General features: G+C 57.1%; 10 protein-coding genes. 6 read left to right on the forward strand and 4 right to left on the reverse strand.

Annotated elements, in window-relative coordinates:
* Positions 1–17 precede the first annotated feature (17 nt).
* A complete protein-coding gene (locus ETAA8_RS26175) occupies positions 18–2,465 on the forward strand; it encodes an efflux RND transporter permease subunit (RefSeq protein WP_145095632.1) in 2,448 nt (815 codons plus the stop codon).
* Here the strand turns inward: ETAA8_RS26175 and ETAA8_RS26180 are convergent.
* On the reverse strand, positions 2,436–3,509 hold the full coding sequence (locus tag ETAA8_RS26180; RefSeq protein ID WP_145095634.1) for a Gfo/Idh/MocA family protein: 1,074 nt from the start codon (positions 3,507–3,509) through the stop codon (positions 2,436–2,438). The two genes, ETAA8_RS26175 and ETAA8_RS26180, sit on opposite strands and share 30 nt — an antisense overlap.
* Before the next feature lie 17 nt (positions 3,510–3,526).
* The gene (gene tdh, locus ETAA8_RS26185; RefSeq protein ID WP_145095637.1) at positions 3,527–4,636 is read right to left on the reverse strand and encodes an L-threonine 3-dehydrogenase; all 1,110 of its coding nucleotides are present in this window, start codon (positions 4,634–4,636) and stop codon (positions 3,527–3,529) included.
* A 219-nt stretch (positions 4,637–4,855) separates the two neighbouring features.
* Between tdh and hisD the strand changes: the two genes are divergently transcribed.
* The 4 genes from hisD to ETAA8_RS26205 all read left to right on the forward strand — a co-directional run bounded on the left by hisD (position 4,856) and on the right by ETAA8_RS26205 (position 8,335).
* Positions 4,856–6,211: a histidinol dehydrogenase gene (gene hisD / locus ETAA8_RS26190; RefSeq protein ID WP_145095640.1), complete on the forward strand. Its 1,356-nt coding sequence runs from the start codon at positions 4,856–4,858 to the stop codon at positions 6,209–6,211.
* A 45-nt stretch (positions 6,212–6,256) separates the two neighbouring features.
* Positions 6,257–7,306, forward strand: coding sequence for a histidinol-phosphate transaminase (gene hisC, locus ETAA8_RS26195; RefSeq protein ID WP_145095643.1), 1,050 nt, complete (start codon positions 6,257–6,259; stop codon positions 7,304–7,306).
* Between the two features lie 8 nt (positions 7,307–7,314).
* Positions 7,315–7,908 carry an imidazoleglycerol-phosphate dehydratase HisB gene (gene hisB, locus ETAA8_RS26200; protein ID WP_145095646.1) on the forward strand — a complete coding sequence of 198 codons (594 nt, stop codon included), beginning with the start codon at positions 7,315–7,317 and terminating at the stop codon, positions 7,906–7,908.
* Positions 7,909–7,972: 64 nt separating this feature from the next.
* Complete coding sequence (locus ETAA8_RS26205) at positions 7,973–8,335, forward strand: four helix bundle protein (RefSeq protein WP_145095649.1); 363 nt, start codon at positions 7,973–7,975, stop codon at positions 8,333–8,335.
* Between the two features lie 56 nt (positions 8,336–8,391).
* On the opposite strand, the gene ETAA8_RS26210 is transcribed toward ETAA8_RS26205, so the two are convergent.
* Entirely contained in the window at positions 8,392–9,720 is a 1,329-nt protein-coding gene (locus tag ETAA8_RS26210) for a 6-phosphofructokinase (protein ID WP_145095652.1), read from the reverse strand.
* 333 nt (positions 9,721–10,053) lie between these two features.
* Positions 10,054–11,976, reverse strand: a complete 1,923-nt coding sequence (locus tag ETAA8_RS26215) for a carboxy terminal-processing peptidase (protein ID WP_238397570.1) — start codon at positions 11,974–11,976, stop codon at positions 10,054–10,056.
* Positions 11,977–12,352: 376 nt separating this feature from the next.
* Here ETAA8_RS26215 and ETAA8_RS26220 point away from each other — a divergent pair, with 376 nt between their 5' ends.
* A complete protein-coding gene (locus tag ETAA8_RS26220) occupies positions 12,353–13,360 on the forward strand; it encodes an L-threonylcarbamoyladenylate synthase (RefSeq protein WP_202921284.1) in 1,008 nt (335 codons plus the stop codon).
* Positions 13,361–13,367 lie beyond the last annotated feature (7 nt).

Below are 13,367 nucleotides of genomic sequence, written 5' to 3' on the forward strand. Positions count from 1 at the left end.
CTCGATAAAAAGAGGGCATGTCTCCTCATGCCGGTCAAAGTGCTGTCAGTTTCGTTGTCGACGTATTGCTTCGCGGTCGGTGGGCCTGGCTCCTTTTAGGCATCGTCCTGGCGGCAATCGCCTATCCCACTTCGAAGCAAATGAAGTTCGACCGTAGTGTCGAACGAATGTTCGCTGCCGACGATCCAGTCCTGGCACCATACGAACGGCTGAAGGCGCAGTTCGGCGGCAACGAAGTTGTGCTCGCCGTCTATCCCGATCCCGATCTCTTAAACCCGGATGGCCAAGGCCTCAAAAGATTGGGTGAAGTCAGCAACAGACTAAAGGCCGTCGACGGCGTGAAGGATGTCCTTAGCCTGGCGGAAGTGAATGCCCTGCTGGAGAAGCTCACGGCAGCCCAAAACTTGGGCGGGATCTTCAACTTTGGCAGCAAAAAACCTAAGTGGAGCGGCCCGGCACTGCTGAATCCGGACAGCAAACTAGCGAAGAACTATCTGACGCTATTCGAGGGATATACGCACGGCCCCGACCAGCAAACCGCTGCACTGGCTTGCATGCTGGAGCCCGCTCCACCTGGTGAAGTGCTCGATGCTCGGCGCCGCGACCAGACGATTGCCTCGTTGCGAGCAATTGTCGAGAACCTGCCCGCCGGACTGACCGGCGGAGTACTCGCCGGCGAGCCGGTCATGGTCGTCGAGGGATTTCAACTGCTGGAGCAAGACGGCAAGCGTCTCGGCCAATGGTCTACGATGATGCTCGGCGTGACGATCATCATCTGCTTTTTCAGCCTCCGTTGGCTAGTCGCTCCGATTGCCGTGGTGCAATGGTCCCTTCTCGTTACGCAAGCGATTCTGGTCTGGTCGCAACTGCAACTGACGATGGTCAGCTCGATGCTTTCGGCAATTGTCACGGTCGTTGGCGTGGCCACAGTGGTCCACTTGATCGTCCGTTGTCGCGAACTCGAAACCAGCGGGCTTGATCGCTACACGGCCTTTCGCCAGGCAATGATCCTGCTGGCAATTCCGATCGTCGGTGCCATCGCTACCGACGTCGGTGGCTTCGGTTCGCTTTGGTGGGCCAGCGTCGGCCCCGTGCAAGACTTCGGCACCATGATGGTCATCGGCTCGATCCTCGTCATTCCTGCGGTTGCACTTCTCGTACCCGCCATCGCACTTGTTCAATTCCCATCCTGGTCAATTAAAGACGCAGCACCTCCGCACCAATCGCGGCTCGATTCCTGGCTACATCACATGCTGACCGGCATGTTGCGTGAGTTGCGACGGCGACAAATTAGCGCTGCAATCGTAATCTCCGTTGTGGGGCTGGTGATCGCGCTCGGCGCGGTAAGACTTGATGTTGAAACGGACTTCACTCGCAATTTCCGCTCCGGCAGTCGCGTAGTGATGTGGTACGAGTTCGTTGAGACGCGTCTGGGTGGCGCGGGTGTATGGGATGTCATCATTCCCGCTCCACCAGAACTCGATGAGCCTTACCTGGCTCGCGTACGCAAACTGGAAGAACGGCTGCGCGCGATTGAAGTGCCGGGAACTCACGGCGCGCCGGCCGAGCCGGGCCTGACGAAGGTTCTCAGCCTCGTCGATGTGATGGATGCTGCCAAGGACTCGCAGCTGCTGGCGATTCTGGCACCTGAATCGCGCGCCGAGATGTTGAGCGCAAATCTACCTGTCTTCGCAGCTGCTCTTCGCTACCAACCAGAGGACAAGAACTTGCCCGGACGCATGCGCATCATGCTGCGTGCGCACGAGCGACAGCCTGCCCAACAAAAACGTGCGTTGATTGAAGAGGTTCGCCGAGTCACGTTGGAAGAGTTTCCGCCAAACGCGAATCAGCGAAGTACTGAAAGGGCCGAAGTCACCGGCTTCTTTGTATTGCTAACCAGTCTGATCGAAAGCATGCTCCGCGACCAATGGACAACGTTCGCCCTTGCGTCCGGGGCCATCGCGGCAATGCTGCTCGTTTTGTTCCGCAGCATCAAGCTCATGCTGATCGGCCTGGTTCCCAATGCTCTGCCGATATTTCTGGTGATGGGCCTGCTCGGTTGGCTTGGGCTGCGAATTAACATGGGGGCAGCGATGATCGCGGCCGTTTCGATGGGCCTCTCCGTCGACAGTTCGATTCACTATCTCGACGCGTTTCTGCGGGCCCGGCAACGAGGCTTATCCGTCGCGGATGCGCTAGCCGAAGTGCAAAGCAGTGTGGGGAGGGCGATGCTCTTTTCAACTCTCGCGTTAATCATCGGCTTTAGTGTTTTGTGTACCAGCGAGTTCGTCCCCACGGTCTATTTTGGCGCACTCGTCAGCTTGGCCATGCTTGGCGGACTGCTAGGGAACTTAGTGGTTCTGCCTCTGTTGCTCGGTTGGTTTGTGCGCGATGAGAAAATCGCCGAGACTGGCGGGTATGGTTCGACTGCGCCCCTAGGAAGTACGAACGCCGCTGGCGAGTAAAACGGCTTCTTGCACGGCCAAATCGTGCGCGTACGAATAGTCGCTGGACTTTTCGCCGCGGATGATGGCGGCCATATCGGCAGCATCGCCATAGTAGCGAGGGTAGCCGCCGATCTTGATCTCGTGCGTTCCCTTCTTGTATTCACCCTGGTCGCGTTCAAGTGTGTAGCGAACATTCGGTGCATCGAGCGGCTGAATATGGAACGAGCCACTTGTACCGCAAACGGTAAAGTGGCGGCGCGAACCACCATCGACTTCCACTGCCGACGACTTAACCGATGCGATGGCGCTCTGGTACTCGAAAACGGCCAACATGTTGTCGAGCAGTTGATCCTCGCGCTTCGCAACGTGCCGGGCGACCGATCGCACAGTTGTGGGCTTGCCCAACGTGCTCACGACCAAATCGATAACATGGCAGCCGAGTTCGAACATGATCCCGCCCGGATACTGGGCGAGATTATCCCGCTCGCTGCCACCAACGACTTTGCTCATCACAGTGTGAACTTCGAAGAGTTCGCCCAGCCAGCCTGCAGCGATGAACTTCCTCATCAACACGACAGCTGGGTTGTAGCGAAACATGTAGCCCATCTGGACCAGCAGCTTCTTTTCTTCGGCCTGTTTCAGAATCTGTCGATAATACGGCAGCGACTCTCCAGCGGGCTTATCGAGATGAACATGCTTGCCAGCCGCGATAGCCAGAGCAGCCGCGTTGAGCGAGTCGCGCACTTTGGTCTCAACTAAAACTGCCTGCAGATCGGGGATATTCAGTAACTGCTCGGTGGTCATCCAGGGAAGGTCTTTATAGACGACCGACTTTTCGGCGCGGCCCCGTTCCTGTTCATCGGGCTCGCAAATGCCGACGACTTCATACTCGTCCGACGCGCGGTACACGCCCAGCTTGCTGGCGTGGGCATGACCGGTGCCGATCTGGGCAATCTTGATTCGCTGCTTTACTTTCTGACCATGAACGGCCGGTGCGGCTAGTGCAATTGCCCCCGCAGCGGCGCACCGCAAGATTGAGCGACGTGAGAGCGGGAGAGGCATGCGATCAACTCCAGTGACTAACTTGCGGCCACCGTTTCCAAAGTTCCACTCGCGGCACCAACGTCGGTCTCAGGCATTTCGAGGACTACCTTGATCCCCTCGCCTGACTGCATCAATTGAAAGCCCTTCTCGAACTCGCGCATCGGCAGCGTGTGAGTGACGATGTCGTCGAGTTCCAACCGCCCGCTGAGGAGCAGGTTTTCCATTTGATACCAGGTTTCGAACATTCGCCGGCCATTGATGCCGAGCACGGTCGCGCCTTTAAAAATGATGTCGTTCGGCAAGTCGAGCGCGACCGGTTCTGCGGGCAGACCGAGCAGGGCCGCGGTGCCGCCGTTGCGTAGCGCAGTGAAACCCTGACGAATGGCTTTCGGGTGCCCGCTCATTTCGAGCAGCACTTCGGGCCCTTGGTCGTGGGTCAGTTGCCGCGCCTGCGCGGGCCAGGTGTCATCACCCGCTTCAAAGACGTGATCAGCACCGATCTTCTTGGCGATGGCGAGGCGGCGTTTATCGCGGTCCGTTACGAGGATTAATCCCGCGCCCGCTGCGCGAGCCACAGTCACCGCCATCAGGCCAATGATGCCGACGCCGGTGATCAGCACGCTGCGACCACTCACGCCGGCGGCCATCACGGTGTGAACGGCGTTGCCCAGCGGATCGAAGACCGCGGCGATGTGGTTGGGAATCTTGGGATGAACGGGCCACACATTTTCTTCCGGCACCGCGACATAGGTCGCAAAGCAGCCGTTGCAATCAATGCCGAGAATATCGACCCGCTCACAAATGTGGCCGTTTCCCGTACGACAAGGCTGGCAAACTCCGCAGCCGATGTGTCCTTCAGCACTGACGCGCTGGCCGATCTGAGCCCGAGTCACGGCAGAGCCAAGCTCCACCACATGGCCGACGAACTCGTGCCCGGTGGTAATGCCCACCGCTACGCGACTCTTGCTCCAGGCATCCCATTCGTAAATATGCCTGTCGGTTCCGCAGATGCCGGCGTGGGTCACGGCAATCAGCACTTCGCGTGGCCCGATTCGCGGCAGGGGTGTGTCCTCCTGCAGCCACAAACCGGGCTTGTCATACAATTTGCGAAGCGCAGGCATCGTTTCCGGAAAGCGGGCGTTCATCGGCAATCTCGTGAGAAATGGACCACAAATCGCGGTATCGCGCCGCAGAGATGGGGCCGCAGAAGATGAAGTTGTATTGTAGGGCACGGCGGGTGAATCGCAGCAGGGGGCGAGGCTGACCGATTACGCCCTTTCGCAAGCCCGCCCTCGTGAACACAATGGAGGATTCTGTGTCTTCCCTTGCGACCGCCGCACTCGCCGCCTTTCTATCATTCTCCGATGACGACCCCCTTGCAAATTCAACGCATCGATGCCCGCAGTGAGAACGTAACTGCCGCGCTCGATGTGCTTCGGGCCAAGCTGAGCCCCAGCGGTAATGTGGTGAGCGAAGCTGGCAAACGTCGCACGCTGGAAGTGTTCGGCGAGCCTTTAACGCCGGTACAAGTTGTCGAGCGGATTTGTTCCGACGTGAAGCAGCAAGGCTTGCCAGCGGTCCTGGAATACAGCCGAAAATTAGATAGGGCGGAACTGACGGCAGAAACAATTCGCGTCTCGGCCGCCGAATTGGCGGCTGCACACTCGGCTGCCGACCCTCGCCTGCTTGCTGCAGTCCGCCGAGTGCGGGCGAACATTCTTGGGTTTCAGCAGGCAATTCTGCACCAGGACAAAGAACTTCAGCGCCCCGGCGTGCTGCTCGCCCAGCGCTACGTGCCGCTCAACCGCGTCGGCGTTTGTGTTCCTGGCGGAGCTGCAGCGTACCCATCAACCGTGCTGATGGCGGCTGTTCCTGCCCAGGCGGCCGGAGTGAAAGAAGTAGCTGTCGTTTCTCCACCGACGGCTTTTGGAGCGAACAATCCAGTCGTCTTGGCTACCTGTCACGAAATCGGCATTCGCGAGGTCTACCGCATTGGTGGTGCCCAAGGCATCGCCGCTCTTGCTTATGGCGTCGCGGGGCTGCCAAAGGTCGATAAGATTGTCGGGCCGGGCAATTTATTCGTTGCGCTTGCTAAGCGGCACGTCTATGGCGAAGTTGACATCGACTCTATCGCCGGACCTAGTGAAGTCGTAGTCTTGGCCGATGACACCACCCGCGCTGATTTCACTGCCGCCGACCTACTCGCTCAGGCTGAGCACGCCCCTGGTGCCAGCATACTCATCACATGGAGCGAACGACTGCTCGAAGCGACCGCTGCGGAATTGCAAAAGCAAGTGCAGCAACTAACCCGCTGCCAGCTGGCGCTTGATTCTCTGCGTGACTTCGGCTGCTTGATTCTGGTGCGCGATGCCGAGGAAGCCTGCCGACTGACCGATATGATTGCCCCCGAGCACTTGCACATCGCCACCGACAATGCGGCCGAACTGCTGAAAAAAATTCGCAATTCTGGCGCGACGTTCCTGGGTAACTACAGCCCCGTCGCCCTTGGCGATTATGCCGCGGGCCCGTCGCATGTGCTTCCCACTGGCGGCACTGCCCGCTGGGCTTCCGGCCTGTCAGCGAATCACTTCCTTCGCAGCAGCAGCGTCATTCAGTACGACCAGTCCGCTTTGAAAGATCTCTCTGCCGATATCGAATACCTAGCCCAAGTCGAAGGGCTAACGGCTCACGAACAGAGCGTGGCGATGCGCACCCGCTGATTCGCTTTTCAAAACTGCAATCCAACCCCTCAACCTGCGATACCCATGTCTTTTTTCCGCCCTGAAATTCTCGCAATGGATGGCTACACGCCCGGCGAACAGCCGCAGGCGGGGAAGTTCATCAAGCTCAACACAAACGAGAACCCCTATCCACCGCCGCCGGGAATCCGCCGCGCGATTGAGGAAGTTCTCGATAAAGGACTGCAACGCTATCCCGACCCGATGGCCAACGCGTTTCGAACGCGGGCTGCGGAACTGTACAAGTTGCCGAGCAAAGATTGGGTGCTGTGCGGCAACGGCAGCGACGACATTCTCACGATTTGTACGCGAGCCTTCGTCGGACAAGGTGAATTGCTGCGGCTGCCGTACCCCAGCTACATCTTGTACAAGTCGCTGGCTCAGATTCAGGGCGCGCAGTCGCAAGAAGTGAAGTTCAACGCCGACTGGTCACTACCCGCTTCATTTGGCGACCCGGCAGCCGCCCTGAAGTTAGTATTTCTGCCAAATCCCAACAGCCCGACGGGAACCATGATCTCGCGCGAGGCGATTCTCGAACTGGCCGAACGCTTGCCCTGCCCGCTGATTGTCGACGAAGCCTATGCCGACTTTGCGGAGTTTAACTGCATCGATCTTGTGCAGCAAAACGAAAAGATCATGGTCTCGCGTACGCTCAGCAAGGCCTATGGCCTGGCGGGGCTGCGCTTCGGCTTCTTGCTCGCCCAACCTCAGATGGTCGAGCAATTGATCAAGGTGAAGGATTCTTACAATTGCGACGCCTTTGCGATCGGCGCTGCGACAGCGGCAATTCACGACGAAGCGTGGCAGGCCGATAATCGCCGCAAGATCATTGCGACCCGCGCGAAGCTCGTGGCCGGATTGGAACAACTCGGTTTTACGGTCATTCCGTCGCAAGCCAACTTCGTGTGGTGCAACCATCAGAAGCATGAGGCCCGGCCTTTGTACGAACAACTCAAAGCCCAGAAGGTGCTGATTCGATACATGAATTATGCAGGCTGGCGCGACGGCCTGCGGATCAGCGTCGGCACCGACGAACAAACCGACGTTCTCCTCGCCTTGATCGGCTCGCTCCTGTAAGGATTGCCATGGCTCGCACTGCGTCCCTCGATCGCGAAACCCGCGAAACGAAGATCCACCTCGAACTCAACCTCGACGGCACCGGCCAGGTGAAACTGAACACCGGTGTCGGTTTTTTCGATCACATGCTCGAATTGCTGGCCCGGCACGGTTCGCTCGATCTGACCGTTGAAGCCAAAGGGGACCTGCATGTCGACGCTCACCACACCGTCGAGGACGTGGGCATTTGCCTAGGCCAGGCAATCAAGACCGCCCTTGGCGACAAGAAGGGCATTCGCCGCTACGGGCACTTCACCCTGCCGATGGAAGAAACGCTCTGCACGACCGCGATCGATCTGTCGGGCCGATATTTCCTCGTCTTTCAAGCTCCGATGCCCAGTCCGAAGATCGGCGACTTCGATAGTGAGCTAGTCGAGGACTTCTGGCAGGCTGTCGCAGCCAACGCACTTTGCAATCTGCACGTGCTGATTCACTACGGCCGCAATACCCACCACATCAGCGAAGCCATCTTCAAGTCTGCCGCCCGCGCCTTGCGCATGGCCGTCGAGGCAGATCCGCGGCAGCCCGGAATCCCCAGTACGAAAGGTTCGCTTCTGGGGTAGTGCGGAATTGGGAATTGGGAGTTCGGAATGCGGAGTGAAAGGCAAGAAGGCGGAGTGATGGACGGTGGATACGGGGGAAAGTAAGCTCGTTGATCGGACCAAGCAGTTTGCATTGCGGGTAATCTACCTAGTGCAGAGCTTGCCTAGCAGTGCAACGAGTCGCGTGACTGGGAATCAATTACTGCGATCCGGAACGTCGGTTGGTGCTAATTACCGCAGTGCTCGTCGCGCAAGAAGCCGAGCTGAGTTTTGCGCGAAACTGGGCATTGTTGAAGAGGAACTCGACGAAAGCCTGTACTGGATTGAGTTGCTCGTAGAGAGCAAAATCATGACTCAAAAGCGAGTCGACGATCTCATTCACGAGGGCGACGAAATCTTGCGAATGATCGTCGCCTCGATCGTCACTGTCAGGAAACGCAAAGACTAGCCTTGCATTTCCGGCCTCACACTCCGCATTCTGAAGTCCGAATTCTCCACTCCCAACTATTCATCGACGTACGTTTCCAAGAATCTCGCCAGGCGATGGAAGTCGCTGCTGGTTTCAATGTACCGGACAACAGTGACGAGAGATTCGGGATCGATCAGTTTTTCGAACGGGACGTAGTGCAGTTGGAGTTGGCCGATTACCGAGACCATCACTCCGTTCTTCTTCTCTTCGACAAGTGCCCGATAGGCACCGACACCCAGTTGGCTGCCGAGCATCACATCGAAGGCATGCGGACGGGCACAGCGAGACTCGTAACCGAGTTGCAAACCGGTGACTTTGCGACTCCGGCCGGTTTGCTTTTTAAACGCTTCGGTAACAAGCTTCGAAAACATTCGACCCAGGTTGACATGCGATATCGAGATATGATTGTGCTCATCGCGTGGAATGCCTTCCAAGTACTTTTGGGGCAGCAATTCCGCCAATCCTTCGGCCATCACAATCACGCCAAACTGCTTGTTCTCTTCTTCTCGGGCGATCATCGTCTTCACGATTCGCGCCACCACGCGATCGACATCCATGATCTCGCGAGCTTCGGACTCGCCCGTTTTTTGATTGACGACAGTCTCCTTCAATCGATAGCTGCCGATGATGTCCTCGACGCTGATCACCAGGCTCGCTTCGCCGGCGATCGCCGCACCGTAGGACAACCAGCCAGCGCTGCGCCCCATCGTCTCCGTAAGGAAGTACGACTTCGATGCTTCTGCATCGGCGAGCAGGTTGCGAATTTCTGATGCCAGCGTTTCGACAGCCGTGAAGTAACCAAACGTGAAGTCGATTCCCATGTAGTCATTGTCGATGGTCTTAGGCAAATGCACCACGGGAATTCGCTTGGCACTGGCCGGCAGGCGATCCTGATACATTTTGAATTTGTTCGCCGTTTTCAGCGTGTCGTCGCCACCAATTGAAATCAGCGCGTCAACACCTAATGAACAGAGCCCGTCGTAAACACGGCGGAGCGGAGCGCTCAACTGCGGATCCTCAAGATGCGCGGGAGCTGAAATCAGTTTGCCGGGATTGGCCCGTGCGGTGCCAATCAGGATGCCCTGCGAATTCCTACTCCGCTTGAGCATTTGGGGTGTCAGCAGTTTGTAGTGCTTGTCGGCTTCAAGAGGCTTCTCAGGAGTGTATTCAACAAGTCCCGAATAACCGTACATAATGCCGTAAACTTCGATTCCCGCTCGCATAAACGAGTTAGCTGCGGTCGAGATCACTGCATTCGCAGCTGGTGCGGGACCGCCGGCAAAAAGAATCGCCACACGCTTAAAGGTTGTTTCGCGGCGCGTTGGCGCGGATAAAGAACCTTGGGGAGAGTTTTTGTCGGTCATGAGTGCACTTGCTTCCGTATCCGCCGCCTGTGGAATCGCCTGCTGCATTGCCGCAGCCTCAACTAGCGATTTTAGGACCCCCAGCGATTTTGGCCAAGGCGTTCACCGGCAACAGTCTGGGTTGTGATCGTGTTTTGCCCGCAACCTAGCCTATAGTTTCGCTATGCCGGCTCATTCTCCATAAATCCCAAGCTACAGGAACATTCAGTTGCCTTGTTGAAAGGCCGGGGAACGCGCTAAGTTATTCGAATAAGCACGAAAAAGGCCCCGGCGTGATTCAAGGATCAAACCGGGGCCAGATCAGAACTTTTGGCAAGTTGCTCAAAGCCAAGCCTACTGACGGGCAGCAACCTTGTCCTTGCCGAGGGACCGCAGGTAATCGAGAGTAATACCAATGCACTCGTTGAAGTAAAAGTCTTTGTCGACAACCTGGTCACTGCTGTTGGCCTGTTGTTCGAACGTTTTTTCCTCTTCCTTCTCCGAATCGAGTTCCGCCCGTCGGGCCAGGAACTTGGCTTCATTCAGCGGAATTTCCTTTTTGGTCTTCTGATCGACGTACTTGTCGATGTTTCGCAACAGCTTCTTAAAATCTTCCGAATTCTCGCGGCGGGCGGCCGAGGCTTCTTTCAGCCGGTTGATCAGGGCCGGGGTTACCTGGTCGTAGCTACCGAACTTCGAAGTGGGGATCTTGTCAAAAGCCATCGCATGATCGAGGTCACCTTCGCTGACGTCCATGTGATCGGTGATCGATGGAAGCATCACATCGGCGAGCACGCCGCGGCGCTGTGTGCTTTCGCCATTGGGGCGATAAAACTGCTGCATGGTGAGCTTGAGAGCACCCATATTCGGAGGATTGCCAACCGGAAACATCTCTTCGCCGAGGTCAAGCAGGCTTTGCACGGTTCCCTTACCGTGAGTTGTGCTATCGCCAATGATCAGACCGCGGTGATAATCTTGAATGGCGCCGGCGAGAATCTCACTGGCACTCGCGCTAAACTTGCTCGTGAGGACCACCAGTGGGCCCTTCCACGACATACCTGGTTCCTGATCGTCGTATTGTTGGACGCGACCGTTCGGATCTTTCACTTGGACCACTGGACCAACGTCGATGAACAGACCCGTCAGGTTGATCGCTTCGGTCAAGCTGCCGCCGCCATTGCGACGGAGGTCTAGCATCACCACATCGACACCCTTGGCAGTGAAATCGTCGAGCAGTTTCTTGACGTCACGGGTGGAACTCTTGAAGTCGTTCGGGTTGGCCCGAGCACCTTCCATGTCCATGTAGAAGCTGGGGAGATCAATGACGCCCACCTTGAACGGCGAACCGTCTTGTTTCTTTCCTTCTTCAAAGATCACGCCGCGGGCTTCGCTGTCTTTCAGTTCAATCTTGGCCCGGACGATTTTTACGATCTTCATCTCGCCGCCGCCCGAAGGAACAACGCCGAGACGAACGACCGTGCCCGCTTTGCCGCGAATCTTGTCGACAACGTCATTCAGGCGCATGTCGACAACATCGACCATTTCACCCGTTTCGCCTTGTCCTACACTGACGATCTTGTCCTCTACCTTCAGCAGGCCGGACTTTTCCGCAGCACCACCGGGAATCAGCTTGTTGAGTACCGTGGCACCGTCAATTTCTTGGAGTTGTGCACCGATGCCGTCGAGATTCAGACCCATCTGAATGCGGAAATTGTCGAGCGTGTTTTTCGACATGAAGGTCGTGTGCGGATCGTAAGACGTGGTGATGCTGGTCAGATACATTTCCAGCAAGTCTTCGCTATCGATCTGGTGCATGCGGCGGGCGAAACTGGCGTATCGGCGCTTCAGCCGCGCCTTGGGATCTTCTCCCTTCAGCGAAGTGTCTCCCTTGAGTACGAGCAGGTCGTACTTCAGCCGCTTGCGCCAGCGATCCTTCGCTTCGGCGGGCGTTTTGGCATAAGTCAGTTTGGCTGGATCGGTTACCAGTGTTTCGTCGACCGAAAAATCGAAATCTTCTGTCAACAATTCGTTGACCAGGGCGACCTTTTCGTCGATTCGCTTCAGCAGTGTGTTGTAAACAGTGTAGGCAAAGGAGACGTCGTTCGAACGGAGCATATCGTCCAGTTCGTTCCTACGCTTGTTGAATTCATCGATGTCGGACTGGTAAAAATACAACTTCATTCCGTCGAGCTTTTTCAGGAATTGCTCCAGCCCGCGTTGGGAAATCTCGTCATCGAGGTCGTGCTTCGAAAGGTGCTTCCGCCCTACGAGGCTCATCACAGCTCTGGTAACCTGACGGTCTGCAGGCCGGGGAGCGTTCAGAACGGCATCAGCGCCGCAGGCTGCGGAACTGAACATCGTCAAACTAACCAGGGCAGCACTCAACAGGCCCGTCAGGCCGGTTCGATGTATCCATCCTGATGCTACAGTCGCAGACATCGCATTTGCGGAAAGCGGTCGCATTCGAAAATCCTCGCCTCAGACCCGTTCTTGACTCACCGAACTCGTTTGGCGACTTGTGAGATAAAGCGGGTCAGGTAAACCAGATAAAAAAGAAGGTCGCTTGCGCGAATTCTATCGCACTCGCCACCTCGGGACAACACGAATCGTGCGAAACCTAACAGCCATCGTTACTTGGAGTTGACAAGACCTCGTGGAATTACCTTCGCCCGCTACCACAATTGCCGATTCTTTGCGCCCTCAGATTGAGCAAGCTGCTGCCTTCCTCCGGGCCGGTAAGCTCGTTGCGTTTCCGACTGAGACTGTTTACGGCTTGGGAGCGAATGCTGAAAATGATGCGGCCGTTCGACTGATTTTCACCGCCAAAGGGCGCCCAGCCGATCACCCAGTTATTGTCCATCTGGCCCATGCCCAGCAGATTGAAGATTGGGCAGTCGACATCCCCGCGACGGCTTGGCAATTGGCAGCCGCATTCTGGCCGGGACCGCTGACGCTCATCTTATCCAGGAGTCCGCGAGTTCTCGATGTCGTGACTGGTGGACAAAATACCGTTGGCCTACGTGTTCCCAGCCATCCGGTTGCCCATGAATTGCTGAAACTGTTCGGGGGCGGTATCGCAGCCCCTTCAGCCAACCGATTCGGTCGCCTTAGTCCCACCCTGGCCGCTCACGTACGACAAGAATTGGGCGATTCGGTCGAGTTGATCCTCGACGGGGGAGCGTCGGAAGTGGGGCTGGAATCGACCATTGTCGATCTGACTGGTCCTGAACCGGTATTGCTTCGGCCTGGTGCAATCACCGCCGAGCAAATCGCGGCTGTGCTGAATCAGCCGCTCGGTGATGCCGCAGCGAACGAAACGCGAACATCCGGTCGGTTGCAAAGCCATTACGCGCCGCGGGCAAAAGTGATCGTGGTCGAACCGCTAGCATTACCGGCCACCATCCGTGCTGCTGAGGCAGCGAAAGAGCGAGTAGCTGTCGTCTGCGACGAAGCGTATGTCCGCCCTGCCAACCTCAACCGGGCTCACTGGTTCAAATTGCCGGCGGATCCAGTTACCCGAGCGCAGCGACTATACATCGCCCTCCGTGCTGCCGACGATGCTGGCTACCCAACACTGATCGTCGTTCACGAACGCGATGCCGAAAATCGGGACGCTGCCATCTGGGATCGCTTGCAAAAAGCGGCTGCTCCACGCACTTGATCCGAGG

This window comes from Anatilimnocola aggregata (assembly GCF_007747655.1).
Lineage (GTDB): Bacteria > Planctomycetota > Planctomycetia > Pirellulales > Pirellulaceae > Anatilimnocola > Anatilimnocola aggregata.